At 72.2% G+C, this 25126-nt stretch carries 22 protein-coding genes; 10 read left to right on the top strand and 12 right to left on the bottom strand.

The window, feature by feature from the left end:
• Positions 1–22 precede the first annotated feature (22 nt).
• From JIN95_RS02960 to JIN95_RS02945, 4 genes are all read right to left on the bottom strand, one after another.
• On the bottom strand, positions 23–1075 hold the full coding sequence (locus tag JIN95_RS02960; protein WP_095636400.1) for an NAD(P)-dependent glycerol-1-phosphate dehydrogenase: 1053 nt from the start codon (positions 1073–1075) through the stop codon (positions 23–25).
• A 147-nt stretch (positions 1076–1222) separates the two neighbouring features.
• Positions 1223–1921, bottom strand: coding sequence for a LysE family translocator (locus JIN95_RS02955; protein WP_095636401.1), 699 nt, complete (start codon positions 1919–1921; stop codon positions 1223–1225).
• Positions 1922–2089: 168 nt separating this feature from the next.
• The gene (locus JIN95_RS02950; RefSeq protein WP_200530467.1) at positions 2090–2749 is read right to left on the bottom strand and encodes a metal-dependent transcriptional regulator; all 660 of its coding nucleotides are present in this window, start codon (positions 2747–2749) and stop codon (positions 2090–2092) included.
• 81 nt (positions 2750–2830) lie between these two features.
• Positions 2831–3622 (bottom strand): DUF2103 domain-containing protein, encoded by a 792-nt coding sequence (locus tag JIN95_RS02945; RefSeq protein ID WP_200530466.1) that lies wholly within the window; start codon positions 3620–3622, stop codon positions 2831–2833.
• A gap of 90 nt (positions 3623–3712) precedes the next feature.
• Between JIN95_RS02945 and JIN95_RS02940 the strand changes: the two genes are divergently transcribed.
• Positions 3713–4345 carry a hypothetical protein gene (locus tag JIN95_RS02940; protein ID WP_095636404.1) on the top strand — a complete coding sequence of 211 codons (633 nt, stop codon included), beginning with the start codon at positions 3713–3715 and terminating at the stop codon, positions 4343–4345.
• Positions 4342–5007 (top strand): hypothetical protein, encoded by a 666-nt coding sequence (locus tag JIN95_RS02935; protein WP_095636405.1) that lies wholly within the window; start codon positions 4342–4344, stop codon positions 5005–5007. Before JIN95_RS02940 ends, JIN95_RS02935 begins: the two co-directional genes overlap by 4 nt.
• A 23-nt stretch (positions 5008–5030) precedes the next feature.
• Here the strand turns inward: JIN95_RS02935 and JIN95_RS02930 are convergent, their stop codons facing one another.
• From JIN95_RS02930 to JIN95_RS02920, 3 genes are all read right to left on the bottom strand, one after another.
• Positions 5031–6248, bottom strand: a complete 1218-nt coding sequence (locus JIN95_RS02930; protein ID WP_200530465.1) for a TRC40/GET3/ArsA family transport-energizing ATPase — start codon at positions 6246–6248, stop codon at positions 5031–5033.
• Positions 6249–6768: 520 nt separating this feature from the next.
• Positions 6769–7290: a PUA domain-containing protein gene (locus JIN95_RS02925; protein WP_200530464.1), complete on the bottom strand. Its 522-nt coding sequence runs from the start codon at positions 7288–7290 to the stop codon at positions 6769–6771.
• 74 nt (positions 7291–7364) lie between these two features.
• A complete protein-coding gene (locus JIN95_RS02920; RefSeq protein WP_200530463.1) occupies positions 7365–11027 on the bottom strand; it encodes a MarR family transcriptional regulator in 3663 nt (1220 codons plus the stop codon).
• Positions 11028–11144: 117 nt separating this feature from the next.
• Here JIN95_RS02920 and JIN95_RS02915 point away from each other — a divergent pair, with 117 nt between their 5' ends.
• The gene (locus JIN95_RS02915; protein WP_200530462.1) at positions 11145–12605 is read left to right on the top strand and encodes an aldehyde dehydrogenase family protein; all 1461 of its coding nucleotides are present in this window, start codon (positions 11145–11147) and stop codon (positions 12603–12605) included.
• A 65-nt stretch (positions 12606–12670) separates the two neighbouring features.
• On the opposite strand, the gene JIN95_RS02910 is transcribed toward JIN95_RS02915, so the two are convergent.
• Positions 12671–13597 carry an HD domain-containing protein gene (locus JIN95_RS02910; RefSeq protein WP_200530461.1) on the bottom strand — a complete coding sequence of 309 codons (927 nt, stop codon included), beginning with the start codon at positions 13595–13597 and terminating at the stop codon, positions 12671–12673.
• Between the two features lie 323 nt (positions 13598–13920).
• On the opposite strand from JIN95_RS02910, the gene dapA reads away from it, so the two are divergent.
• The 6 genes from dapA to JIN95_RS02880 are packed head-to-tail and all read left to right on the top strand — an operon-like array spanning position 13921 to position 20131.
• Positions 13921–14934: a 4-hydroxy-tetrahydrodipicolinate synthase gene (gene dapA, locus JIN95_RS02905; RefSeq protein ID WP_200530460.1), complete on the top strand. Its 1014-nt coding sequence runs from the start codon at positions 13921–13923 to the stop codon at positions 14932–14934.
• On the top strand, positions 14931–15725 hold the full coding sequence (dapB, locus tag JIN95_RS02900) for a 4-hydroxy-tetrahydrodipicolinate reductase (RefSeq protein ID WP_200530459.1): 795 nt from the start codon (positions 14931–14933) through the stop codon (positions 15723–15725). Before dapA ends, dapB begins: the two co-directional genes overlap by 4 nt.
• A gap of 53 nt (positions 15726–15778) precedes the next feature.
• On the top strand, positions 15779–16618 hold the full coding sequence (locus tag JIN95_RS02895; protein WP_095636413.1) for a 2,3,4,5-tetrahydropyridine-2,6-dicarboxylate N-succinyltransferase: 840 nt from the start codon (positions 15779–15781) through the stop codon (positions 16616–16618).
• The gene (lysA, locus tag JIN95_RS02890; protein WP_200530458.1) at positions 16615–17994 is read left to right on the top strand and encodes a diaminopimelate decarboxylase; all 1380 of its coding nucleotides are present in this window, start codon (positions 16615–16617) and stop codon (positions 17992–17994) included. The genes JIN95_RS02895 and lysA overlap by 4 nt, the downstream gene beginning before the upstream one ends.
• The gene (dapF, locus tag JIN95_RS02885; protein WP_200530457.1) at positions 17991–18920 is read left to right on the top strand and encodes a diaminopimelate epimerase; all 930 of its coding nucleotides are present in this window, start codon (positions 17991–17993) and stop codon (positions 18918–18920) included. The genes lysA and dapF overlap by 4 nt, the downstream gene beginning before the upstream one ends.
• Positions 18917–20131, top strand: a complete 1215-nt coding sequence (locus JIN95_RS02880; RefSeq protein WP_200530456.1) for a M20/M25/M40 family metallo-hydrolase — start codon at positions 18917–18919, stop codon at positions 20129–20131. Before dapF ends, JIN95_RS02880 begins: the two co-directional genes overlap by 4 nt.
• An 11-nt stretch (positions 20132–20142) precedes the next feature.
• Here JIN95_RS02880 and JIN95_RS02875 read toward each other — a convergent pair whose 3' ends face one another.
• On the bottom strand, positions 20143–20640 hold the full coding sequence (locus JIN95_RS02875; protein ID WP_095636417.1) for an NYN domain-containing protein: 498 nt from the start codon (positions 20638–20640) through the stop codon (positions 20143–20145).
• A gap of 106 nt (positions 20641–20746) precedes the next feature.
• Here JIN95_RS02875 and JIN95_RS02870 point away from each other — a divergent pair, with 106 nt between their 5' ends.
• A complete protein-coding gene (locus JIN95_RS02870) occupies positions 20747–22651 on the top strand; it encodes an ABC transporter substrate-binding protein (protein ID WP_198951516.1) in 1905 nt (634 codons plus the stop codon).
• A gap of 36 nt (positions 22652–22687) precedes the next feature.
• Here the strand turns inward: JIN95_RS02870 and JIN95_RS02865 are convergent, their stop codons facing one another.
• The 3 genes from JIN95_RS02865 to dnaJ all read right to left on the bottom strand — a co-directional run bounded on the left by JIN95_RS02865 (position 22688) and on the right by dnaJ (position 25042).
• A complete protein-coding gene (locus tag JIN95_RS02865) occupies positions 22688–23398 on the bottom strand; it encodes an AMP-binding protein (protein ID WP_095636418.1) in 711 nt (236 codons plus the stop codon).
• 95 nt (positions 23399–23493) lie between these two features.
• Positions 23494–23814, bottom strand: coding sequence for a cupin domain-containing protein (locus JIN95_RS02860; RefSeq protein ID WP_095636419.1), 321 nt, complete (start codon positions 23812–23814; stop codon positions 23494–23496).
• Between the two features lie 67 nt (positions 23815–23881).
• Entirely contained in the window at positions 23882–25042 is a 1161-nt protein-coding gene (gene dnaJ, locus JIN95_RS02855; protein ID WP_095636420.1) for a molecular chaperone DnaJ, read from the bottom strand.
• Positions 25043–25126 lie beyond the last annotated feature (84 nt).

The following is a 25126-nucleotide window of genomic DNA, read 5'->3' as shown; positions in this document are numbered from 1 at the left end:
ACCCGTTCGGTCGCGATCCGGGTCAGCCGTCGATGACGCCCGTCGCGGTCGCGACCTCGATCGCGGCCGCCTCGTTGATCCCGCCCTGTAAGATCGTGTACCGGTCGCGGATCTCGTGGGCGCTCGTGAGGGCGGCGATCAGCTCGGCGTCGTCGATGCCGAGCTCCGCGGCGGTCGTCGGGGCGTCCAGCTCGGCGAGGGCGTCGCGGATCGCGCTCCACTCCCCGTTCTCGCCGCTGTGGAGGTACTCGGTCATGATCGAGGCGACGCCGACCTGGTGGCCGTGGAGCGCCCGCCCCGGCGCGGTCCGGTCGAGCTGGTGGGAGATGAGGTGTTCCGCGCCGGAGGCGGGCCGCGAGGAGCCCGCGATCGACATCGCGACGCCGGAGGAGACGAGCGCCTTCACGACGACCCACGCCGACTCCTCTAAGCCGGGTCGGATCATATCGGCGTTCTCGACGAGCAGCTCCGCGGTCATCTCCGAGAGCGCGCCCGCGTACTCGCTGTACTCGACGTTACGCAGCCGGCGCGCGAGCCGCCAGTCCTTCACCGCGGTGTAGTTCGAGATGATGTCGGCACAGCCCGCGGTGGTGAGCCGCCACGGGGCCTCCGCGATCAGCGTCGTGTCCGCGACGACCGCCAGCGGCGGGTCGGCCGCGACCGAGTGGCGCGTGTCGCCCTCGGGGATCGACGAGCGCCCCGAGACGATCCCGTCGTGGGAGGCGACCGTGGGGACGGAGACGAAGCCGACGCCGAGGTGGTCGGCGGCCATCTTCGCGATGTCGATCGGCTTCCCGCCGCCGAGGGCGATCAGGTAGCCGGGGTCGACCGCCTCCGCGGTCTCGGTGAGCTCCTCGACCGCCTCGAAGGAGGCCTCCTCGACGACGGCGGTCGCGGGGTCGTCGAACTGCGCGCGCACCCGGTCGCCGGCGATGTCGTTGGGCGTCGGGCTCGTCACGATCAGCGGTCGCCCCGTGAGGTAGAGCTCGCCGACCGCCTCGCCGAGGTCGTCGAGGACGCCGTGGCCCACGAGCACGTTCCGCGGGAGCTTGATCCACGTGGTCTTCTCGAACATACCGGGCGGTCGCGCCCGCGGGTGAAAGCCGTTGTCCATGCCGGTCGGCGACGTTGTCCATGCTGGGCGGCGACGTTGTCCATGCCGGTCGGCGCGGCCGTCGCCCGTGTCGGTGGTCGCGGTCGCGGAGGCCTGTCTCTCGCCCCGCTACGCGCCGAGCGCCGCCAGCGTGGTCGCCGCGTCGTAGAGGAAGTAGACGCCGAACCCGGCGAGCACGACCGCGGAGCCGACGGCGACGATCGGCGCGAACGTCTCGATCCGGCGCTCGGCGGCGACGAGCCCGGTCGGGAACCCGGCGACCCAGACCAGCACGCCGAGGAAGAACCCGCCGATGAGCGCGGGCGAGCCGGTGGCGACGACGAAGGTCCCTGCGAGGTCCGCGCCGACGACGGGGAGCCGGGCGAGCACGTCGAGCTCGCCCGGCCGGAGGAGGCCGACGCCGACCGTCAGCCAGAACAGCACCTGGTACGGGTTCGTCAGCGCGAGCACCAGCGCCTTGCGGAACCCCTTCCCCTCCGCGACGATGGGCTCGTCGCCAGAGGTGGGGCGGAACGACGCGCGGGCGCCCCGCGCCGCGCCGACGGCGAAGTACAGCATCAGGACGCCGCCGACCGCGATCATGGCGCCCCGCAACAGCGGGAACGACTCCACGACCGCGACGACGCCGAGGTACGCGAGGACGAAGAAGATCGCGTCGGCGGTCGCGGCGCCGAGGCCGGCGCGGAAGCCGGCGAGGCGACCGCGGAGCACCGCCTCCTCGGCGATCACGGCGTTCATCGGTCCGGGCGGCGCCGCGAGCGCCAGCCCGAAGACGACGCCGGCGCCGAGCGTTACGAGGAGACTCACACCGTTCGGGAGGGCCGTTTTCGTGAAAAGCCTCGCGAACGAAGGGTGATCCTCACGGGCGGAGAACCAGCATCGATGAGCGAATGTGGGCGGTCGGCGCCGGGTGTCGGCGTCGGATGTCAGCGTCGGATGTCGGCGCCGGTGTCGGCGTCGGGGTCGGTCCGCCTCTCAGCCCGCGTCCTCGACCCGGATCGAGCCGGCGATCTCGGCCGGGAGACTCTGCTCGCCCGTCGGCGTCGCCACGGTCACCATCCCGAACGGGGCGATGTCGACGACCTCGATCTCGGTGCCCGGCGTGATCCCGGCGTCGGCGAGGTACTCCAGCTCCTCCTCGTCGCGGTCGGAGACGCGCGCGACGACCACCCGGTCGCCCTCCTCGCGGTCCGCGAGCCGCGCGCCGCTCCCTTCGTCGACCGGTTCGAGGTCCGCGCTCGGGATCGGGTCGCCGTGGGGGTCGACGGCGGGGTCGCCGAGCGCCTCCGCCACGCGGCGCTCGAACGCCTCGGAGATGTGGTGTTCGAGGGCGTCGGCCTCCTCGTGGACCTCGCTCCAGTCGTAGTCGAGCCGCTCGGCGAGGAACGCCTCCAGCAGCCGGTGGTGACGGACGATCTCCAAGGCGACCGCCTCGCCCTCCGCGGTCAGCTCCGCGCCGCGGTACGGCTCGCGCTCGACGAGCCCGCGGTCCTCCAGCTTGCCCAGCATGTCGGTGACCGACGGAGAGGTCTTGTCGAGGTACTCCGCGATCGCCGACGTCGAGACCGGCGGCCCCCGCTCCGACTGGAGGACGTAGATCGCCTTCAGGTAGTCCTCCATCACGTCGCTCAGCATTTATAAGCGATCGCGCGCGGCGGCGGAAATACCTACCGGGAATCGGCGTGGCCGACCGTCGCCGTTCTGCGTCCGGACTCGTCAGTCCTGCAGCTCCGCGTCCCGCAGCGCCTCGTTGAGGTCCTCGCGGACGCGCTCGCCGGTCTCGCGGTCCATCGCTGTGGTGACGATCCGGTTCTCCTGCACGCTGGAGCCGTCCCGCAGGAGGAGCCGGACGTTCCCGTTCGTGCCCGCTCGCGTCGCCTTCGCGCGCAGTCCCGTCCGGGAGCCGGTGCCGCCGGCGTCGATCGGCCCGGGGACGATCTTCTTGACGTGCGGGTGTTGCGCGACCGTGCTGACCGCCTTCCGGCCCTTGCGGTCGCCGATGAGTGTCGAGTGCGACCCGCCGATCTTCTCGCGGGGGGGCGTCTCGACGACCTCGAGGGCTCGGTCGCCGCGGCGGTCGAGCACCCACGAGACGACGGGGCTCTCGTCGCGCCCCTCGCCGTCGCGCCCGTCGGCGGACTCCCCGTTTCCGCCTCCGTCCCCCGCCTCCGCGTCGGGGACCCGGTAGAACTCGTGGTGGACCTGCGCGCGCGTCTCCCGGAGCGGCTCCCGGGCGCCGGCGGCGTAGACGGTGTCGGGTCGTTTCCGACGGATCTCGTCCGCGACACGCCCGGCGAAGTTGCGGAGCTGGATCTCGGTCAGCTGCTCGTCGCTCTCGGGACGGGTGGTCACGGTCGTCTCGCCGACGACCTCGTCCTCGTCGAGCATCGCGAGCCGGGCGCGGTCCGCCTCGAACTCGACGACGACGGCGTCGGCGTTGGCGGTGTTACAGGTGAGACAGTAGTCCCCGGGCTTGCGGAGCGGGGTCCCACACCGCCGGCAGTTCATAGCGAACGGAGGGACGTGACGGATAAAAGGGCGTCCGTTCGGTCGCCGCCGGAGCAACCCCTATTAGTGTCGCCGGCCTCGACACGCGGTATGGACGGAACGCGACGCGGCGGGGGGTCCGACGAGGAGGCCGTTGACCGGCTGCTCCGACTGCTTCGAAACGGTCGCACCAACGCGATCGTCGTGTGGGCGATGGTCGCGGTGCTCGTCGGCGTGTTCGTCGAGAGCTTCCTCGACGCCGACCTGCTGTCGATGGCGTTCGTCGTCGGCCTCGTCGCGGTCGTGTTGGCTCCCGCGGTCTCGGCGCGCGACTGGAAGGTCCTGCTCCCGGCCGAACTGCTCGGGCTCGCGCTGCTGCCCGTGCTCGTGCGCGTGCTGCTCGGCGGGGAACTCGGGGTCTTCGCGACGTACCTCGCGATCGCCGCGCTGGCGCTCGCCGTCACCGTCGAGCTCCACATGTTCACCTCGCTGCAGGTCACCCACTGGTTCGCGGTGGCGCTCGTCGTCCTGACGACGCTGGCGACGGCGGCGGCGTGGACGATCCTGCGGTGGAACGCCGACCGCCTGCTCGACACCGCCTACCTGACGACCAACGAGGCGCTGATGGTCGAGTGGATCTACGTGACGCTGGCCGGACTCGCCGCGGGACTGCTCTTCGACGCGTACTTCCGGCGGCGCGGGCGTCGCCTCGGGCGGGCGATAAAGCGGGTGGTGCGCCGATGAGGCTCCTCCCCCGCCCCTCGATGCGAACGCAGCGCCGGCTCACGAGGGCGATGCAGGCCGTCCTCATCGGGATCATCGTCTACGGACTGGTCGGCGGCACATTCGGGCTGCCCGGCGGCGGGACGAAGGCGGTCACCAACGGGACGATCGGGCTCCTGGTCACCTTCGTTCCGGCGGTGCTCGAACGGAACTACGACCTCCCGCTGGACCCGTGGCTCGGGGTGTGGATCACGACCGCCGTCTTCCTCCACACTCTCGGGTCCGCGGGGTTCTACGCGCAGATCGAGTGGTGGGACCACGTCACGCACGCGCTCTCGGCGTCGCTCGTCGCCGGCGTGGGCTACACGACGATCCGCGCCGTCGACCTCCACAGCGACGAGATCCGGATCCCCGCCCGCTTCGCGTTCGTCTTCATCTTCGTGGTGGTCCTCGGGTTCGGCGTCGCCTGGGAGCTGTTCGAGTTCGCGCTCGACATCGTCGCCGACGAGACCGGGATCGACATGCCGCTCGCGCAACACGGGCTCGACGACACGGTCGGTGACCTGATGTACAACTCCGTCGGCGCGCTGCTCGTCGCGGCGTTCGGGCAGGCGCACCTCGCGGGCGTCGCCGACGACATCCGCGACGGGCTGTTCTCCGACGCCGAGCGGCGCGGCGAGTGAGAACGGCGGCGGCGAGACGCGGCTCAGCGCAGACAGGCGGCGACGACCCGCAACGCGGCCTCCCCGCGGACCTCCTTCGCGAGCAGGGGCACGCGCTTCACGTCGCGCCCGCGGAACAGGTCCGTCGCGCGTCTGAGGGCGGCCTGCTGGACCTCCCAGCGCCGTGCGCAGAACTCGCAGGTGTCCGGGTTCGGCTCGACGACCCACTCGGGGTCGATCGCGGGCGCGGTCTCCTCGCTCCCGCTCTCTCCGGGGGACCTCGCCCCGGTCACGTCGCCGACGCCCTCCATCACCCGGTTGACGACGAGGGTGTTCACCGGAATCCCGAACTCGTCTAAGCGCGCGACGAGCCGCTCGGACTCGGCGACGCTCATCTCCTCCGGGATCGTCACCACGCGGAAGTCGGTCTTCGACGGGTCCCGGAGCACGCTCCGGAGGCGCTCGATCCGCTCGCGGAGCTCGTCGAGGTCCGCGGAGGGGTCGGGGTCGTCGTCGCCGCCGCCGAACATCCCCTTGATCCCGTCCATCATCCCGGAGAAGCGCTGTCGGAGCTTCATCACCCGGCCGATCATCGAGTCCATGATCTCGGGGAGCTGGAGGAGCCGGAGGGTGTGGCCCGTCGGCGCGGTGTCGACGACGACGCGGTCGAACCGCGGGTCGTCGAGGTACTCCAACAGCTGGCGCATCGCGGCCGCCTCGTCGGCGCCGGGCATCGTCCCGCCGAGCAGGGAGCCGAGGCCGGCGTCGCCGTCGGCGTCCGGGCCTCCCGCCCCGTCGCCCGCGCCGCCCATCATCCCGCCCATCGCGTCCCCCATCTCGCCCATCCCGCCGAGGGGGTCGCCGTCGGCGCCGAACATCCCCTCCTCCATCGCGTCGTCGGGGTCGATCTCGGCGGCGTACAGCGGGATCTCCTCGCGGATGCGCGACGGCTTCGCCGGGATCTCGGTCTCGTAGGTGTCGGAGAGGGAGTGGGCCGGGTCGGTGGAGACCACCAAGGTACTGACCCCGCCCGCCGCCGAGGCGAGCCCGGTCGCGGCCGCCATCGTCGTCTTCCCGACCCCGCCCTTCCCGCCGTAGAGGACGTAGTCCGGGGCGTCGACGCCCACGGGGAGGGCCGTGGTGGCGTCTGTCTCGGTCGGGAGATCCGGGTCGTCGCTTGCGGGGTCGCTCTCGGCGGCGGCGTCCCCGTCGCGCTCCGACTCCTCGACGCGATCCACCGGCTCGACGTCGATATCGTCCATACCGGATTGTGGGCGCGGCCTGCTTGTGTACCCGTCGGTCCCGATACGTGGGCGTTGGGTTGGTGATCGGGTCGTTCGGCGGTTTGGGTGGGTGAGTGGATTAGGAGGGGGTGGTCGGCCGCTTATAAGTGGTTACCGGCGACGCATGATTTCTCCCGAAGGCCTCCGTCGATCGCTTATAAATGGCTGTTCCCGTATCGGCGGTGAAGGCCTCCAAAGCCCCAGGCGCGCTCGGCTCCCACAGCTCGCTGCGGTCCTCGGTCGCTCGCGCTGCTCGCTCCCTGCGGTCCTTGCGCCGCTGGGGTTCGCCGAGCGCGCCTGCCCCTTTGAGTCCCACCCCGCACGCACAGCACCGCGCCTCACACCTCCCCAACCTCGTCGCTGGCACCCGTCGCTTCACTCCGGGTACCAGCGACTCCCTCGCGCGGTGCTCCTCGCGGTCGTCGGTGACGACCGCTCGGAGGCGCGCGCCACCGCACATGCATGAATATAAAACCTGTTTAAAAGGGGTGAGCGTGCACTACTCGTCGGTCTGGTTCCCCTCGCTCCCCGCGCCGTTCCGCACCTTCACCGCGACGCCGCTCGCGAAGTGCTCGGCCTCGGCGCCGGAGAGCTCGGCCCGCCCGACCGCGAACAGCGCGTCGTCCTCGTCGACGACGAGCACCTCGTCGCCGGGGCGGATCCCGTCGTCGGCCGCGGTCACGAACTTCGCGAAGGCGTTGCGCCCCTCGCGGACGAACGGCTCGCTCTCCTCGCCGACGACCATTCGGTGCCGCGGGGCCGAGAAGGCTTCGCGGAGCCGGTGTCCGCCGGCGACGCCGAGGGTGAACCGCCCGTCCGTGCCGTAGGAGACGAGCCGGTCGCCCTCCGGGCTCCCGGGGTCGTCGTCCACGTCGCCGACGATCACCTGTCTGGGGCGGCCGCCGCTCGACCGCCGCAGGGTCAGCGTCTCGTCCGGGGGGAACAGCGCGTCGCCCGCGCCGGCGCCGAACTGGTAGTCGGCGCCGGTCCGCAGGTCCGCGAAGGCGGCTTCGTCGCTCATACCCGGCCTATCGCGGCCACCCGCAAAGCGGTTGCGACACGGGGCGCGGGCGACGAGAGGCCCGATCCCCCGGTTCACTCGGCCTCGCTCCCGTCCGCGGTGAAGTCGGCGGCGGCCCCGTCCGCGCCGACGCGCCACCGGTCCGCGAGCTCGCGGTACGCGGCCGAGTCGGTCGCCGCCGCCTCGGGGATCGGGCCGGGGGCGTCGACGTCGAGGTCCCCGTCCCGACGCGCCGCGAGCAGCGCCGCCAGCTCCTCGGCCGCGGGGACGACCGCGCGCACGCACTCGATCCGACAGCCGAGGTCGATCGCCGCCGTCAGCCGGTCGACCGCGGTCCGCGCGTCCCCCCGCTCGGCCGCGAGGCGACCGAGGTCGCCGAGCACGCGCGCCTCGACCGTGGTGAATCCGCCCGCCTGCGCCTGCTCCAGCCCGGACTCGAACGCGGCCGCGGCGCCGTCGAGGTCGCCACGCTCGAGCGCGAGAACCCCCCGGTTCCGGTCGAGCATCGCCAGCCGCCGTCGCCCCGCGTGGTCGTCGAGCAGCGACGCCGTCCGGTCGATCCACCGCTCGGCCGCGTCGAGGTCGCCCCGCTGGAGTCCGACCTCGGCGAGGGTCACCGCGACCATCGCCCGCCGGGAGTCGGCGCCGAGCTCCTCGAACGCCGACAGCGCGTCGCGGAGGTGCCGCTCCGCGCGGTCGAGGTCCCCGGCGAGCTGCGCCGCCGACCCGAGGTGGCTCACCGCGAACGCGCGGTAGAGGTCGGACCCGACCCGGTCGGCGATCGCCCGCGCCTCCCTCGCGTGCGCCGCCGCCTCGCCGACCTCGCCGCGCTGCTCGGCGATCGCGCCGAGGTTCAACAGGACGACCGCCTCGCGGTGCTCGTCGCCCACGGTCCGGTAGCCGTCGAGCGCGCGCTGCGCCTCGCGTTTGGCGGCCGCCAGGTCGCCGCGCCGGCGGCGGGCGACCGCGAGGTTTGTCCCGACGTTCGCCTCGCCGTGGGTGTCGTCGTAGGCCCCGAACAGCCGGCGGGCGACGCGGTAGTGGTCGATGACCGCGTCGGTGCCGTCGAGCGCGTCGAGCGCGTTCCCGGCGTCCATGAGGGCCTTCGCCACCGCGATCGGGTCGCCGACCGCCGCGGCGATGGCGTACGCCCGCGAGGCGGCCTCGTACGCCGCCTCGTAGTCGCCGGCGAAGTGGGCGGCCTGCGCCCGCCCCCGGACCGCGGCGGCGAGCCCCCGGCGGTCGTCGGCCGACGCGAACAGCTCCGCGGCGCGGTCGTAGCGGTCGCGCGCCGCGTCGTACTCGCCCCGACGGCGGGCCACGTCGCCGTACCCGCGCTGGCGCTCCGCCTCGCCGGCCGCGTCCGCGGGCCGCCACGCGTCGAGCGCGTCGGTCGCGCCGTCGAGGTCGCCTGCGTCGACGTACATGCGCGCGACCCACTCGGGCGGCCGGTCCCGGAGCTCGGCCGGGCAGGCGTCGGGGAGGTCGATCCACGAGTAACGGACCCGCCCGTACAGTCCCGCGAGCCGCGGGTAGCGCCGCCCGACGCCGTAGAGGGCCCGGACCGTGTCGGCGGCCCACGCCTCGGGGTCGCGCTCGATCCGGTCCATCGCCGGCGCGTCGCCGCCCGTTGCGCGCCGGATCCGCGACCGCTGGGCCGGCTCGTCGGCGAGCGCGAGCACCCGCGTGGCGGCGCGGCCGACCCGTCTGGTGACGACCGGCTCCGGCTCCCGGTCGAGGAGCCGCTCTAGGAACAGCACCGACCACTCCTGGTGGACCGTCCGGTCCGGGTCGTCGGGCGTCGGGACGAGGACGGTGCCCGACAGCCGGTCCAGCGCCCGCCGCACCGACTCCGGCGGCGTCTCCTCGTCGACGAGCGCGTACGCGAACTCCCGCACGTCGCCGACGCCGGCGACGTTGAGCAGGTTCACCAGCACCGCGACGTCCGCCGTCGGCGACGGGCGTGCGGTCAGGTCGCGGACCGCGGCCGCGACCGACGCTTCGAGCCCCGTCTCGCCCCCCTCGGCCGGCTCTCCGGCTCCGACCTCCGCGGTCGAGCGGTCGCCGTCGAGCAGGTCGCCCGTCCGCACGAGGTGATGGACGAGGCGAAGCAGCTCGCCGGACCGGTCGTCAGCCGGCCGGCGCACCGCGTCGAGAAGCGACCCCGGATCGGCGACCGGCGGGGCGCCGGTGAGGTCCGCCACGTGCTCCGCGAGCCGCTCCGCCTCGCGCTCGTCGATCCGCGGCATCCGGACGGTCTCGATCTCCCGCCGGTACTCGAGGTCGATCGGGTCGAGCGGGAGCGAGTCGGGGTCGTCGTACCGGTCCTCGCGCGCGTCGAACAAAAACGAGACGTCGGCCCGGTCGGCCAGCTCGCGGGCGACGCCGACCGCGTCGGCCGCGTCGGGGTCGACGGCGTCCTCGACGACGACGAGCGCGTGCCCCTCGGCGTCGAGCGCGCGCTCGCGGAGCCGGTCGGCGGCCGCGAACGGCTCCCCCTCGTCGCCGGCGCGGTACAGCACCGCCCCCCGCCCCGACCGGTACCACCGCACGGCGGCGAGCCGGCAGACGGTGCTCTTCCCGCCGCCGGCCGGGCCAACCAGCGCGTGGTCGTCTCCACCGTCGAGCCCCTCGATCAGCCGGTCGGCGATCGACCGGCGCGAGCCGTCGCGGACCGCGGTCCGGTCGAGCACGTACCCGTCGTCGACCTCGGCGAACGACGCCGTCGCGCGGAGCGGGCCCATCGGGTCGGCGTCGCGGTCGAGCAGCGCGTCGTCGAGCGCGACGAACCCCTGCGCGGAGAGGGGGTCCGGGGACGAGGAGCGCCCGCCGGCCCGGGGCGGCGCGCCGAACGCGTCGAACCCGCCGGCGTCGGCCGCGTCGGTCTCGACCGCGCCGTCGCGCTCGTCGCCCCCGAGTTCGGCGACGCCGGCGGTCTCCCTGTCCCGTCCGGCCCTCGCCTCACGGATCGCGGCGAGTTCGCCCGTCGCGTCGCGACCCGCCTCACGGAGGTCGCGCACGCGGTCGCGGGCCCACGCCACCGCCTCCGGGTCCGTCGACTCGGCCACGCCGTGAACGCCGCCGTCGTCGTCGAACACGACTAGGACCGCCGTCCCGTCGGCGACGAGACAGCCGACCTCGACCGCGTCGATGACGGACATCCCGGCGCCGTCGCCGGCCGCGAGTCGGCCCAGCGTGTCGGCGTAGCGTTCGCGGGCGTGTCGGTACGTACGCTCGGTCAGCACGAGCTCGACGCGCCCGCCGTCGGCGGCGATCCGCCGGCACCGGTCCAGCAGCCGGGGGTACGGGAGCGCCGGGAGCGCGGCGGCGACGCTCTCGGCGTCCGCGAGGACCGCGTCGAGGCGCTCCAGGGGTCGATACGGGTCGGGGGCCGCGGCGCGATAGGTGTCGGCGTCCCGCAGCGCGGCCGGGGCGAGCGCGACGTCCGGCCCGAGCGGGGCGAGCGTTTCGCTCGCGGCGTCGACATCGGCGGCGACCGTCAGAAACCGGCGGTAGCTCCGCGCGAGCAGTCGCCCGGTCAGGGTCGTCCGGTACCCGTCGGTCTCGCCGGCGACGAGCCCGGCCGCCTCCAGCTCGTCGATCGCGCGGTTGACCGTCGAGCGGGAGTGACCGAGCTCGTCGACCAGCTCGTGTTTCCGAAGTCCCTCCTCGACGAGTCGCTCGAGGAAGTCGAGCCGGCGTTCGACCACCTCGACGAGCGCTGAGGGCGCCTCCATTCGTCGCCCACGACTCGGCCCACCCGAATAACTGTTTCCTCGATCACACGTCTCGTCGCGAGGTGACACAGTGTGCCACCGGATGAGAATATGGGGCTCGGCGAACGGGATCCGCGTATGAACGGAGGAGTGGTCGCGGACGAGGAGGGAGGTGACAGGGTGGAGACGACCGTCGCCGACGCTCGGGCCGCGGGAGCGCGGCTCGCGGAGCGCGACGCCGCGGCGACCGAGCGGATCGTCGAGGCGATCGGGGACCGGCTGAGCGACGCGGAGACCGTCAGCCGGCTGGCGCTGGCGGCCGCCACCGAGACCGACCGGGGGCACCCCGGGGCGAAGACGGAGAAGATATCGACGGCGATCGAGGGGGCGCGAGCGCACCTCCGCGAGACGGCGACCGCCGGCGTGATCGACCGCGACGACCGGCGCGGCGGGCTCACCGTCGCCCGGCCGGTCGGCGTCGTCGGCGTCGCGGTCCCGGCGACGCACCCGGTGGTTGTCCCCGCCGTCGCGTCGCTGTACGCGCTGGCCGGGCGGAACGCGGTCGTCCTCGCGCCGTCGCCGTCGGCGGTCGAGACCTGCGACATGGTCGTCGAGGAGCTCCGGCGGGGGCTCGCGTCGGCGGGCGCGCCCGCCGACGCCGTCTCGATGGTCCCCGCGCCGCCGTCGAAGCCCGGGACCGACTCGCTGTTCGAGCGGGCCGACTTCGTCGTCGCCTCGGGGTCGGCGGCGACGGTCGCGGCCGGACAGCGCTGCGGGACGCCGAACGCCTGCGCCGGCGCCGACGGGCTCGTCGCGGTCTCGGACGGGTCGGCGTCGGTCTCGGCGGTGGCGACGCGCGTCGCGGTCGGCGCGACCTACGACTTCGGGTCCCACCCCGCGGCCGACGCCGCGGCGGTGACGGCGACGGGGACGACGGAGCCGCTGACCGCGGCGCTCGAAGACGAGGGCGGGTACGTCCTCGACGCGGCCGAGCGCGACCGGCTCCGCGACCTGCTGACGGACGGCGCCCCGGACGCGGTCCGTGCGGACGGCGCGGACCGGAACGCGGGGTCGTCGGATCCCGTCGGGAACTCGCCGCGGTGGTTCGCGTCCGCGCTCGACCTGCCACCGGCCGCGGACGCGGCGGCGTTCCTGATCGTCGACCGGGGGGTCCGCGGCGGAGACGGGAACGAGACGGCGGGGTCAGGGGACGACCCGCTGGCGACGCTCCCGGGGATTCCGGCGGTCACGGTCCACGCCCGCGAGGGGTTCGGCCCCGCGCTGCGGCTGGCGAGCGAGCTGGGCGGGCCGCACGCTGCCGCGGTCCACACGACCCGACAGGGGCGGGTCACGCGGGCCGCGGAGCGGCTCGCTCCCGGTCGGCTCGTCGTCAACCAGCCGGGCGTCGCGGCGGCGGGGTCGACGCGGAACGGCCTCCCGGTCGCGCCGCTCCTCGGGGGCGGGAGCCGCGAGGGTTGCCAGCTCGACGGCGGGCTGACCGCGACCGACCTGATCGAGGAGACGAACGTCGCGACGACGACGGTCGCCGACCGGGCTCCGCACCGGAGCGCTGCCGGAGAGACGCTTCGGGGTCCGTAGCCGGGACTGCCGAGAGACGCTCGGTTTCCCGTACCGAGACGGCCGAGAGACGCTCCGAAAACGGCCTACAGCTCGATCCGGTCGACGATCGACCCGTTGCCGTCGCCGTCGCGGTGGGTGTTGATCGCGACGGTCCGGATCTGGTCTTCCAACAGCGACCCCTCGATCTTCGCTTTGAGCAGCGAGTCGACCTGGTAGACGCCGGCCGCGTTGTTCATCCGGATCACGACCTGCGCCGGCGTCTTCTCGCCCTCGCGCAGGGAGACGCGCTCGATCGCCTGTGAAGAGACGGTGTTGATCCCGCGGCCGCCCTCCTCGTAGGGGACCCGCGAGCGCCCCCGCTCCATGTCGAGACCGTCGGCGATCCGGACGACGCCCGCCTCGCGGGTCAGCGGCTGCTCTTCGGTGTGGTGACAGAGAATGGCGTGGAGCACCTCGGCCTTGACCCGGACCCGCTCGGGCACGCCGTAGAAGCCGGGGAGGAAGTCGTCGAGGTAGTCGGCCGCGAGCGGGATCGAGTAGTACGGGTGGTCGTGGCGGTGGACGACGTGCCCAATGTCGTGGAGCGTCGCGGCGAGCGCGATGATCACCGGCTCGTCCGCCTCGTCGAGCCCCTGCTGGCGGGCGCCGTTGAACTCGACGCCGCCGGACTTCAGCAGGTCGTACAGCCGGAGCGCGCGGTCCCGGACGATCTCGACGTGTTTCGCGCCGTGGTCGTTGTACCCCTTCCGGTCGACCGGGTTGACGTTCTGGGCCTCCAGGTACGCCGCGATCTCGGGATCCGACTCGATCCGGTCGAGCACCTCGTTAAGCCGCTCGTCGGGGAACGCGTGTTCCCGGTCGGGATGGTACTCGTGGCGGTCCGCGTCGGGGTCGGCGTCGACCTGGTCGGAGCCGCCGGGGTCGCCGTCGGCGTCAGGGGAGCCGGTGTCGGAGGAGCCGGTGTCGGAGGAGCCGGTGTCGGGGGAGCCGGTGTCGGAGGAGTCGGTCATGAGATCGGTGAAAACGCGGCGAGTTCTTAAAAGGGTGTTCGTGGTCGGTGATCGGGAGACGAAAGGCCGATCGGTCGCGCGGACGCAATTTTCCACCCGAGGCGCAATCTATAAGCGAGCCAAAGGCGCATACCGTGGTGTGACCCGACCCGCGTCAGGACGCGGCTCGCCGACGCCGGCAGCGACGCGGCTCTTCTCGAAAAAACGCGCGTGACTCGTCCGACGGCGGGAGTGGCGACCCCGTCCCGGACGACCCCCGACACGCGCGCACCGTTTCCGACTGACGCAAACACCGACCGCACACAGACTCCACCACCCACACCATGACGGACACCACGACCACGACGCCCTACGCGACGACCGACGAGACGGACCGAGAGCCGACCGACGCGCCCTTCGAGGGGGTCTATCCGGCGATGACGACACCCTTCACCGACGCGAACGAGGTCGATCACGCCCAGCTCGCCGACAACGCCCGGTACCTCGAGCGCGCCGGGGTCGACGGGGTCGTCCCCGTCGGCTCGACCGGCGAGTCGGCGACGATGACCCACGACGAGCACGTCGCGGTGATCGAGACGGTCCGCGACGCCGTCGACGAGGTCCCCGTGATCGCCGGCACGGGCTCGAACAACACCGCCGAGGCGCTCTCGCTCTCCGAGCGCGCCGCCGACGCGGGCGCGGACGGCCTCCTCCTCATCTCCCCGTACTACAACAAGCCCGAGCCCGCCGGCTTCCTGGAGCACTACCGGACGATCGCAGACGCGGTCGACCTCCCGCAGATCGTCTACAACGTCCCGAGCCGGACCGGGCAGTCGATCCCCGTGGACGTGACCGTCGAACTCGCCGAACACCCGAACATCCAGGGGTACAAGGCCGCCTCCGGCGACCTGAACCTCATCAGCGAGGTGATCGAGCGCACCCGCGACGAGGAGTTCGCCGTGCTCTCCGGCGACGACGGGCTCACGCTCCCCGTGCTCTCCATCGGCGGGACGGGCACCATCAGCGTCGTCGCCAACGTCGAGCCGGAGCGCTCCTGCGCGATGGTCGGCGCCGCGCTCTCGGGCGACTACGACCGCGCGCGGGCGCTCCACCACGAGCTGTCGCCGCTCGTCCGCGAGCTGTTCGCCGAGACGAACCCGATCCCGGTGAAGGAGGCGATGCACATCCGCGGGCGTGGCGGCCCGCGCGTCCGCTCGCCGCTCTCGCGGCTCTCCGAGGACCGACGCGCGGTCCTGCGCGAGCTGCTGGCCGAGTACGACGAGGGCGCCCCCGGAACCGTCGATCCGGCGGCCGTCGATCCGGAGGCCCTCGGCCCCGCCACGGGGGACGCCGAATGAGCGGCGCGGACCCCGCCCTCCGGATCGCCGTCACCGGCGCAGGCGGCCGGATGGGCCGCGAGGTGATCGAGGCCGCCGCCGCTCGCGAGGGCGTCGCCGTCGCGGTCGCGGTCAACCGCACCCCGACCGACCCGGTGGCCGGGGTCGACGTCCGGGACGCCGACCGCCTCGACGAACTGCTCGCCGCCGAGGCGCCGGACGCGCTCGTCGACTTCACCGGGCCCGAGTCGGCGGTCGCGTACGCCGAGGCCTGCGCCGACGCCGGCGTGCCGATGGTCACCGGGACGACCGGCTTCGCGGACGCCCAGATCGACTCGCTCCGGGCCGCGAGCGAGTCGGTCCCCGTGCTGAAGGCGTCGAACTTCGCACGCGGCGTCGCCGCGCTCCGGCGCGCGGTCCGGGAGGCCGCCGCCGCGCTCCCCGGCTACGACGTGGAGCTGACGGAGACGCACCACAACGCCAAGCGGGACGCCCCCTCCGGCACCGCGAAGTCGATCCTCGACGACGTGGAGGACGTGCGCGAGGACCTCGACGAGCGCGTCCACGGGCGCGAGGGCGACGCGCCGCGCGAGGCCGGCGAGATCGGGGTTCACGCCCGGCGCGCAGGCGACGTGACCGGCGAGCACGAGGTGCTGTTCGCGGGGAACCGCGAGTCGATCGAGCTCACCCACCGCGCTGGCGACCGCGGCGTGTTCGCCGAGGGCGCGCTCGACGCCGCCGACTGGCTCGCCGGCCGCGACCCCGGCTGGTACGGGTTCGGCGACGTGCTGGACGCGGATACAGATGCCTGACGCGCATACGCACATCGACGAATAAATACCGACACTCATCCATACACCATTCAATGACGCTGGAAGCCGACGTATCCGATCTGTGGGACCGCTATCAGGACGGGCTGACCGCCGCCGACGCCACCGACGAGGACGCGGCCGTGATCGACGAGTTCCTCGCCGCCTTGGAGGCCGGCGAGGTCCGCGCCGCCGAGAAGACCGGCGACGACGTGACCTCGTGGGAGGCCAACGAGTGGGTCAAGCGGGGGATCCTGCTCAACTTCGGCCTGCGCGAGACCGAGCCGCGCGAGTACGGCGGCGTCACCTATCACGACGTGCTCCCGCTGCGCGACACCGACGACCTCGGCGAGCGCGGCACCCGAAACACGCCGGACGGCACCGCGATCCGCCGCGGCGCGTACCTCGGCAGCGACTGCATCATGATGAGCCCCTCGTTCGTCAACATGGGCGCGTACGTCGGCGACGGGACGCTCGTCGACTCCTGTGACACCGTCGGCTCCTGCGCCCAGCTCGGCGAGAACGTCAAGCTCGGCGCCAACACGCTGATCGGCGGCGTCCTCGAACCGGTCGAGGACGCGCCCGTCATCGTCGAGGACGGCGTCTCGCTCGGCGCGGGCTGCCGCGTCACCTCGGGCTTCCGCGTGGGCGAGAACTCGATCGTCGGCGAGAACACCCTGCTCACCCCCCGGATCCCCGTCTACGACCTCGTCGAGGAGGAGGTCATCTACGGCCACCTCCCGGCCGAGCGCCGGGCGTTCACCCGGATGGTGGAGTCGTCCGTGGGCGACCACGACCTGTTCGAGGGCGGCGCGTACAAGCCCGCGGTGGTCGCGACCCACGTCGAGGAGGAGACGCTGGAGGCGACCCAGCGAGAGGACGCGCTCCGCGAATGAGCGACCCCGAACCGGCTGCAGAGTCTCCGCCAAACCCCTCGGTCCGACGCGTGAGCGACTGGGACGCCGACCGCCTTGCCGGGCTCGCGGCCGACCACGGGATGCCCCTCTACGTGCAGGACCTCGACCGCGTCCGCGAGAACTGCGAGCGCCTGCGCGACGCCTTCCCGGACGCCGAGGTGCGGTACGCGGTGAAGGCCCACACCGGTCGGGCCGTGCTGGAGGCGGTCCGCGAGGCGGGCCTCGACGCCGAGTGCGCCTCGGCGGGCGAGGTCGACCGCGCGCTCGCGGCCGGCTTCGGCGGCTCGCGGCTCCACTACACCGCGGTGAACCCGCCCGCCCGCGACCTCGACTACGTCGTCGGCGTCGCCGAGGCGGAGCCCGACATCACGGTCACCGTCGGCGCCGTCGACACCCTCGACCGGCTGGCCGAGCGCGGCTACGACGGCCGGGTCTGCGTCCGGGTGAACCCCGGCGTCGGCGCGGGGCACCACGAGAAGGTCCGGACCGGCGGCGCGGCGAAGTTCGGAATCCCGTTCGATCGGGTCACGGAGGCGGCGCGGGACGCGGCCGACCGGTTCGACGTGGTCGGGATCCACGCGCACGCGGGATCCGGCATCGACCCGGACCAGCTCGACAGCCACCGCGAGCTGGTCGCCCGGATGGGCGAGCTGACGCGGGAACTGGCGTCGCCGGACGACGCGGACGCCGACCCCCTCGATCTCGAATACGTCGACGTCGGCGGCGGCTTCGGGGTCCCCTACGAGGAAGACGCGCCGGCGCTCGACCTCCCGGCGGTCGCCGAGGCGACGCGGGAGGCGGTCGCCCCGCTCCCCGCGGGCGTCGACCTCGCGATCGAGCCCGGGCGGTACGTCGTCGCCGACGCGGGCGTGCTCCTGACGCGCGTGAACACGGTGAAGCCGACCCCGGACGAGCGCGTCGTCGGCGTCGACGCCGGGATGACCGACCTGCTTCGCCCGGCGATGTACGACGCCTACCACCCGATCCGGAACCTCGGCGGCGGGCGAGAACGCGACGGGAGCGACCCCCCGGCCCCAGACGAGCGGGAGGCAACCCCTGTCACGGTCGCCGGACCTATCTGTGAGACCGGCGATGTCCTCTGTAGGAACCGAGCGCTCGCCGACCCGGTCCGCGGGGACCTCCTCGCGGTCGGGATCGCGGGCGCGTACGGATACGAGATGGCGAACCAATACAACTCACGACCGCGGCCGGCGGAGGTCGCGCTCGACGACGGGACCGCGGCTGTCGTCCGCCGCCGAGAGGCGCTCGGCGACCTGACGGCGGTCGAGCGGGAAGCGACGCCCGACCGGACCGACCGAACCGGCCGAACCGACCGGACGGGGGCGGGCCGATGAGCGCCCACGCCGTCCCGTTCGAGAAGTACCACGGCACGGGCAACGACTTCATCGTCGTCGACGCTGACGCCGAGGGCGTCGGCGACCGCGCGGCCTTCGCTCGCGCCCACTGCGACCGCGAGACCGGCGTCGACGGGTCGGAGTTCGACGCCGAGGGTGACGGGGCGTCCGCCGGCCGACGCGGCGCTGACGGCGTCCTCTTCCTCAGCGTCGAGGAGCGCTTTCACCCCACCCGCGTCGTGATGACGCTGGTCCAGCCCGACGGCTCCACGGCGACGATGTGCGGCAACGGCGCCCGCGTCGTCGCGCTGTGGGCCCACGACCGGACGGGCGACCGCGAGTTCATGATCGACACGCAGGCCGGCACCCGGCGCGCCTCCGTGACCGCGGACGCGACCGCGGCCACCATCGAGATGGGCGAGCCGACGTTCGACCCCGCTCGCGTGCCGCTCGCCCGCGACACGCCGCTGATCGACGAGCCGGTGGAGGGGCTGACGGTCACCGCCGTCAACACCGGGGTCCCGCACGCGGTCGCGTTCGTCGACGGCGGCCGCGACGACCCCGACGGGATCGACGCGGTCGACCTCGACGCGGTCGCGCCGCCGGTCCGTCACGCCGACGTCTTCCCCGACGGCGCGAACGTGAACCTCGCCGCGGTGGTCGACGACGGCTCCGGCGACGGCCCCGCCGTCATCGACCAGCGAACCTTCGAGCGCGGCGTCGAGGGAGAGACCCGCTCCTGCGGCACCGGCGCGGTCGCGGTCGTCGCGGCCGCGCGTCGGCTCGGCCTGATCGCCGGCGAGTCGGCGGTCAGCCGACCGCCGGGCGGCGAGCTGGAGATCACGGTGCCGGACGAGGGGCACGCCACCCTGACCGGCCCGGTCGCCCGCGAGTTCACCGGGACGCTCCCGGTCGACCCCCGATGAGCGAGGGTGCGTTCGACGCGGTTTCCTTTTTAGAGCGGGCGGTTCAGACTCCGTCTCACGAGTCGGTCGAGGAGATGCGCGCGCTCGTCGTCGAGACGCTCGACCGGTTCGGGGTCGACTGCGAGGTCGTCGCCGGCGGCTGCGTGCTCGCCGAGAAGCGCTCGGACGCCCCCGACGACGGCCCGCACCTCGTGGCGAACACGCACCTCGACACGGTGACGCCGCACGTCCCGTTCGAGCGCGGGGAGGCGACCGAGGACGAGCGCGGCGGTTCGGAAGACGCCGGTGACGCCCCCGAAGCCGTGATCCGCGGGCGCGGGTCCTGCGACGCGAAGGGGCCGCTTGCCGCGTTGCTCGCCGGGTTCCTCGCCGCCGACCCGGAGCGCGGGCGGATCACGCTGGCGCTCACGCCGGACGAGGAGTCGCTGTCGCTCGGCGCGGCGGCGCTGACCGGTCGCTCGCCCGGGACCGACGACCGGCTCGACGGCGACCTGTTCCTGGTCGGCGAGCCGACCGGTCTCGACGCCTGCACCGCCGCGAAGGGGCGGTTTCAGGGAACCGTCGAGCTGTCGGGGACCGCCGCCCACGCCGCGGAGTTCGCGGGCGCGAACGCGGTCGCGGCCGCTGAGGGCGCGCTCGGGGCGATCCGGACCTTCGACGACGGCGCCGACGAGCACCCGCAGCTCGGCCCGCCGAAGCTCACGCCGACCGTCATCGAGGGCGGCGGCGCGACGAATCAGGTGCCCGCGGACTGTGAAATCACCGTCGACCGGCGGAGCGTCCCGCCGGAGACGGCCGAGGGGTTCCGGTCGTCGCTCGCGGACGCGGTCCGAGCGTCGACCCCCGACGACGTAGGCGTCGAGGTCGCGCTGACGGACCGCGAGTCGCCGTTCTTCGAGGCGTTCTCGACGGACCCGGACAACGAACTGGTGGAAGCGGTCGCGGGCGCTGCCCGGAGCGCCGGCGAGTCGGTCGGGCTCCCGGCGGACCGCGGCGGCGCGATCCGGCCCTTCGGCGCGGCGACGGAGGCGTCGTACTTTGCACCGGCGCCGACGGTCGTGTTCGGGCCCGGTGACCTCGCGGACGAGGCCGGAGCGGTGGCTCACGCCGAGCGGGAGTACGTCCGGGTCCGAGAAGTGGAGGCGGCCGCGAAGACGGTCGAACTGGCGATCGGCGCGGTGCTCGGGGACGCCGGCGGCGCGGGACGCTGACTCCGGCGCGGTTACAGCAGGAACGTCTCCTCTTCTTCCGCGAGGTCGACGAAGTCGTCGGCGGCCTCGATCAGTTCGTCGGCCGCGGAGTTGCCGAAGCCCATCGCCTCGACGCGGACACCCTCGTGCCGGAGGTGCGAACAGAGCCGGGCGAAGTCGCCGTCGCCCGTACAGAGCACCACCGTGTCGACGTGGCTCGCGAGCGAGACGGCGTCGAGGCTCATTCCGAGGTCCCAGTCCGCCTTCTTCGACCCGTCGGCGAACGTCTTGATGTCCTTGATCTTCGTCTCGAAGCCGATGCCGCGGAGCGCCTCGAAGAAGCTCTCCTCCTCCGGGGAGTCGGCCCGGATCACGTACGCGATCGCCCGGACGAGCGACCGGTCGTTGACGGCCGCCTCGAGCAGTCCCGAGTAATCGATGTTGCGAGAGTACACGCTCTGGGCGGAGTGGTACAGGTTCTGCGAGTCGGCGAGCACCGCGACGCGCTGATCGGGGTGGATTTCGGTCATACGCCCCGTTCGATCCGATGGGTTAGGGGTTTTGGGATCCGTCTGTCGGTCATGCAGCTCGACGTAGATCTGGGTGTTTTTGTATCTCTTCTTATTGAGGTAGAACGTGCGACAGCAGTATTCTACTCCTGGAAATATTAGCGAAAAACATATTCATCGGCGACGGTATCTCTCCGCGCTCGGCACCACCGGTGTCGCGACGCTCGCCGGCTGTTCCGAGCGGGGCGGCGAGGGGAACGGCGGCGAGACCAAAACAGACGGTCCCAATGGGGGGGACGGTGGCGATACCGTTGATATCGGCGATTTCCCGCAATTCGGCGTTGACGATCTACACGGCGAGGAGATAGCCCGCGAGCTCGCACAGCAGGCATTCGAGCAGTCAGAGTACGACTACGGCTTCGACGGCGGCAACTTGGTCTCCCCGGCGGGCGATCAGGTGGAGCTGGATATCTACCACAGCACGGGACAGGAGACCTCGCGGCTTACCGCCGAGTTTATCGCCAAGGAACTTGGTGAGAATCTCGGCATTGACGTCGCCGTCGAGGCGATCGACAGCGTCCGGTTCAACAACGAGCACTGGGTTGCCGAGCCGAGAGGTGGTACCGACACGGTTGACGGGAACACGGTCGAGTGGGCGAGTCCGACACCGCAGAACCCCGGCCCGCGTTCCGTCACGAGCAGGGAGCCGTGGGACATGTCGACCGTGTTCGGACTGAACACCCATCCTCTGAACCCACTGACGAACGAGCTGTTTTTCGCCGGCGCGGATTCGTCCTACAATCCAGTTGGCTACTACCCCCGGTTCAACGCACGGGAACTGTTCGAGGATGCCGGGAAGGCGACGAACCCTGCTGAACTCCGAGAGGCGGTCGTCGAGATCCTCGAGAACCTCGCCCGCGAGCAGCCGTACATCACGCTGCTGTTCAGCGACGACCTCGTCGGCTACACCTCCAAGCTTAGCGGGCCGGCCGAGAACTTCTCGAACGGATGGGACTTGCCGGCGTGGTACTTTACCGATCCCGCAGTCTCTGGCTCGTACGACAGCGTTACCTCGGCCGCGTTCGAGACCCTGAACCCGCTGTATCACACAGAGGGCAGCGAGCGGATAGCGATCGGTCGCGCGCTCGATCGGGGATATACGTTCGACGAGAATCAGGAGTACTTCCCGCTCTTGTACGACATGTCCACCGAGCACGGAGCAGTGTGGACGTTCGAGGTCCGCGAGAACCTCCGGTTCAGCGAACCATACGGGCAGGTTACTGCCGAGGACTTCGTCTATCTGATTCAGGAGCTCCACCAGTCCGACTGGGCGAACACCGCCGCGTCGACCAGCTGGGACGGCGTCGAGGTCGAACAGACCGGCAGGTTCGAGTTTCAGGCCACGCTCGAACGGCCCACCCTCCTGTGGCCCCAGTCGTACGACCCGCTCCTGTACCCGATTCCGCGCGGCCTCGTCGAGCCGTACGTCGAGGAGGAGGACGCGGACGGCCTCGAACAGGACGAGGAGCTGCTCGAACTCCGCTTCACCGGCAACCTCGGCGCGTTCACGCTCGACGAGTGGAACCGTGGATCCGGGACAACATACACCCGCAACGACGAGTACTACCTGCGCGACATCGACGAGGGGTCCGACCCGTTTCCGGGGGTACCGCTCTTTGAGGCGGCCTCGATCAGCGTCGTTCAGGAGCAGGCGTCTCACCTTGAGGCGCTCGAAGCCGGCGAGATCGACTCGGCCGCCATCCCGCTGGAGCAGTACGAGTCGTATGACGGGAGAGATGCCGTGACGCTCCGGCGGATCCCCACGTCTTACAGCACGGTTCTTTCCGTGAACCAGCGGGACAACGGGTGGGGAACCGGTCCGGGTAACTTGTTCCAACACGTCTCATTCCGGCAGGCGGTGGCCTCGGCGATCAGCAAAGACCGGCTCATCCAAGACGTCTATCGCGGACTCGCTGAGCCGCAGTTCACTTGGCAGCCCCGCTGGTCCGACTTTCACCCGGCCAACGCCTAATTGATTCCCTTCGAGCGGGGGAACAGTCACTCGCCGCTACTTTGGTAGTTCTGTATCGCCGTCAACGACCACTGTCGGATCGCTACTGGCTCCGCCGTTCTCGCGGTCGGAATTCCGGTCCGCCAGGACGACCGTTCCCCCGACCGAGAGCGGCGCGACCACGCTCCCGGCCAGCGTCCGCGGGTCCGAGAAGTCACCTCGAAGAACGACCCGAGTGTCGGAGTTTATGCCGTACCGGTCGACGACTGCGGAAGCCGCCGCGAGGAGGTCGCGGTGAGTGACCTCGCTGTCGGCGACACGGACAACCGGGTCGCCGGGGTCGACGTCGCTCGGCGGCGTCGCGGGGTTCTCGCTCCACAGCTCCTGCTCCCAGTGCGTCGTTTCGGGGCGGTCCGGCGGGCCGCCGAAGACCGCGAGCTTCGTGCCGGGCGCCGGCTCCGCGCCGGCCTCGTAGGCCACGTCGACGAGCACCACGCGATCGCCTCGTTCGAGCCCCAGCGCCGGGTCGAATCGGACCGGAGCCCCCAGCCCCGCGGCGCCCAAGAAGGCGAGCGTCGTGTGAAACCCCGGCGTCGGCTCGACGGCGACGGTCGAGCCCTCGCGGGCGCCGAGGTAGCGCAACACGTTGGCGGCCTTGTACGCGTTGGTGATCAGGTCCCGGTACGTGCGCTCGCGTCCGTCCGGCGTGACGAGCGCGGTCTCGCGGCTCCGGCGGTCGCGATCGAGCAGATCGCCGACGACGTCCATGCCCGCGGCTCGGGGCGGGCGAGACTTAAAAACGCGGAGGCGTTCCCGGGACTCACGAGCCGGGCGGCGAAGGTCGGAAAGAGACCGCGGGTCTCTCAGGGGGCGCCGGCGATGACCATCTTCGAGCCGTCCGCGGAGAAGGCCAAGTCGCGCGTGGAGTCGGCGTCCACCCGGACCGCGTCGCCGGGTCCGAGCTCGACGGGGTCGCCGTCGACGGTGAGCGTCGCCTCGCCGTGGAGCAGCACGTACACTTCCTCGTGACCCTCCTCGGCGTGGTCGTGTTCCATCCCCTCCCAGCCGTCGTTCGCCTCGACGACCGTGACGCCGAGCTCCTCGCAGTCGAGCGCGTCGCGGAGGAAGTACATGCCGGGGGCGCGCGGTTCGACGTCGTCGTAGGCGGTCGCGTCGTAGCCCATATCGGAGAGAGGAACCGGACCGCGGAAAAGGTACGGGTCGGCGAGAGGGCGTCGCCGAAGCCGGCGCTTAAAAGGAGCTCTTCAGCTTCTCGAAGAAGCCGCCGCCAACGTCCACGTCCTCGCCGCCGGCCTCGGCGAACGCCTCCAGCGCCTCGCGCTGCTCCTCGTTGAGCTCCTCGGGAATCACGACCCCGACCTGCACGTAGAGGTCGCCGCGCCCGCGCCGACGCAGGCGGGGCATCCCCTTCCCCTTGAGGCGGAACGTCTCGCCGCTCTGGGTGCCGGCGGGCACGTCCATCTCGACGCTCCCGTCGACCGTTTCGACCTCGATGGTGTCGCCGAAGACGGCCTGCGGGAAGGAGACGGCCTCGTTCACGCGGAGGTCGTCGCCGTCGCGCTGGAACCGGTCGCCGACGTCCACGTCGACCTCGATCAGCAGGTCGCCCTTCGGACCGCCGTTCTCGCCGGGCGCGCCCTCGCGCTCCATCCGGAGGCTCTGTCCCGAGCGGATCCCCGCCGGAATCTCGACGGAGAGCGTCGCCTCCTCGCGGACCACGCCGTCGCCGCCGCAGTCGGCGCAGTCCTCGCTGTAGAGTTCGCCCTCGCCCTCGCACCGGGGACACGTCGAGGTCTGCTGGACGCGGCCGAGCGGCGTCTGCTGGACCTGCTGGACCTGCCCGCGCCCGTTACACTGCGGGCAGGTCTCCACGTCGGCGTCGGGCGGGTGGCCGGCGCCGTCGCAGGTGTCGCACTCGGTCGGTCGCGTGAGGGTGACCTCCTTGGTCGCGCCCTCGAACGCCTCCTCCAGATCGATCGTGAGGCCGGTGCGGAGGTCCTGTCCCTGTCGCGGTCGGTTTCCGCCACCGCCGCCTCCGCCGCGGCCCCCGCCGAAGAACTGGTTGAAGATGTCTTCGAAGCCGCCGGCGCCGCCGGCGCCCCCCGCGCCGCCGAAGGGACCGCCCGCGCCGCCGGGACCGCCGCCGCCGGTCGCGCCGCGCTTGTCGGCCTCGGTGAAGCGGTCGTGGCCCAGCTGGTCGTACTGCTGGCGCTTCTGCTCGTCGGTGAGCACCTCCTTGGCCTTCTGGATCTTCTTGAACCGCTCCTCGGCGTCGTCGTCGTCGCTGACGTCGGGGTGGTGTTTGGCGGCCTGCTTGCGGTACGCCTTCTTGATCTCTTCCTCGCTGGCGTCCCGCGAGACACCGAGGACGTCGTAGAAGTTCTCGCTCATGCGTTACGTTCGTTATTGGGTCGTTCGTGGCTGGGTCGTGTTAAGCGGCGCGTCCGAGGGACGCCGCGAACCGAAAGGGTCCGC

Origin of the sequence: Halorubrum sp. LN27, assembly GCF_016635065.1 — an archaeon.
In the GTDB taxonomy this organism is placed as follows: Archaea; Halobacteriota; Halobacteria; order Halobacteriales; family Haloferacaceae; genus Halorubrum; species Halorubrum salipaludis.
The sequence above is the reverse complement of the archived record's forward strand: the minus strand, read 5'-3'. Positions and strand labels throughout refer to the sequence as shown.

What these genes read in the sequence shown, in the direction of transcription:
- JIN95_RS02960 (WP_095636400.1), bottom strand. Translation starts at nt 1,075, where the DNA reads ATGTTCGAGAAGACCACGTGGATCAAGCTCCCGCGGAACGTGCTCGTG.
- JIN95_RS02950 (WP_200530467.1), bottom strand. Translation starts at nt 2,749, where the DNA reads ATGCTGAGCGACGTGATGGAGGACTACCTGAAGGCGATCTACGTCCTC.
- JIN95_RS02945 (WP_200530466.1), bottom strand. Translation starts at nt 3,622, where the DNA reads ATGAACTGCCGGCGGTGTGGGACCCCGCTCCGCAAGCCCGGGGACTAC.
- JIN95_RS02940 (WP_095636404.1), top strand. Translation starts at nt 3,713, where the DNA reads ATGGACGGAACGCGACGCGGCGGGGGGTCCGACGAGGAGGCCGTTGAC.
- JIN95_RS02935 (WP_095636405.1), top strand. Translation starts at nt 4,342, where the DNA reads ATGAGGCTCCTCCCCCGCCCCTCGATGCGAACGCAGCGCCGGCTCACG.
- JIN95_RS02930 (WP_200530465.1), bottom strand. Translation starts at nt 6,248, where the DNA reads ATGGACGATATCGACGTCGAGCCGGTGGATCGCGTCGAGGAGTCGGAG.
- JIN95_RS02925 (WP_200530464.1), bottom strand. Translation starts at nt 7,290, where the DNA reads ATGAGCGACGAAGCCGCCTTCGCGGACCTGCGGACCGGCGCCGACTAC.
- JIN95_RS02920 (WP_200530463.1), bottom strand. Translation starts at nt 11,027, where the DNA reads ATGGAGGCGCCCTCAGCGCTCGTCGAGGTGGTCGAACGCCGGCTCGAC.
- JIN95_RS02915 (WP_200530462.1), top strand. Translation starts at nt 11,145, where the DNA reads ATGAACGGAGGAGTGGTCGCGGACGAGGAGGGAGGTGACAGGGTGGAG.
- JIN95_RS02910 (WP_200530461.1), bottom strand. Translation starts at nt 13,597, where the DNA reads ATGACCGACTCCTCCGACACCGGCTCCCCCGACACCGGCTCCTCCGAC.
- dapA (WP_200530460.1), top strand. Translation starts at nt 13,921, where the DNA reads ATGACGGACACCACGACCACGACGCCCTACGCGACGACCGACGAGACG.
- dapB (WP_200530459.1), top strand. Translation starts at nt 14,931, where the DNA reads ATGAGCGGCGCGGACCCCGCCCTCCGGATCGCCGTCACCGGCGCAGGC.
- JIN95_RS02895 (WP_095636413.1), top strand. Translation starts at nt 15,779, where the DNA reads ATGACGCTGGAAGCCGACGTATCCGATCTGTGGGACCGCTATCAGGAC.
- lysA (WP_200530458.1), top strand. Translation starts at nt 16,615, where the DNA reads ATGAGCGACCCCGAACCGGCTGCAGAGTCTCCGCCAAACCCCTCGGTC.
- dapF (WP_200530457.1), top strand. Translation starts at nt 17,991, where the DNA reads ATGAGCGCCCACGCCGTCCCGTTCGAGAAGTACCACGGCACGGGCAAC.
- JIN95_RS02880 (WP_200530456.1), top strand. Translation starts at nt 18,917, where the DNA reads ATGAGCGAGGGTGCGTTCGACGCGGTTTCCTTTTTAGAGCGGGCGGTT.
- JIN95_RS02875 (WP_095636417.1), bottom strand. Translation starts at nt 20,640, where the DNA reads ATGACCGAAATCCACCCCGATCAGCGCGTCGCGGTGCTCGCCGACTCG.
- JIN95_RS02865 (WP_095636418.1), bottom strand. Translation starts at nt 23,398, where the DNA reads ATGGACGTCGTCGGCGATCTGCTCGATCGCGACCGCCGGAGCCGCGAG.
- JIN95_RS02860 (WP_095636419.1), bottom strand. Translation starts at nt 23,814, where the DNA reads ATGGGCTACGACGCGACCGCCTACGACGACGTCGAACCGCGCGCCCCC.
- dnaJ (WP_095636420.1), bottom strand. Translation starts at nt 25,042, where the DNA reads ATGAGCGAGAACTTCTACGACGTCCTCGGTGTCTCGCGGGACGCCAGC.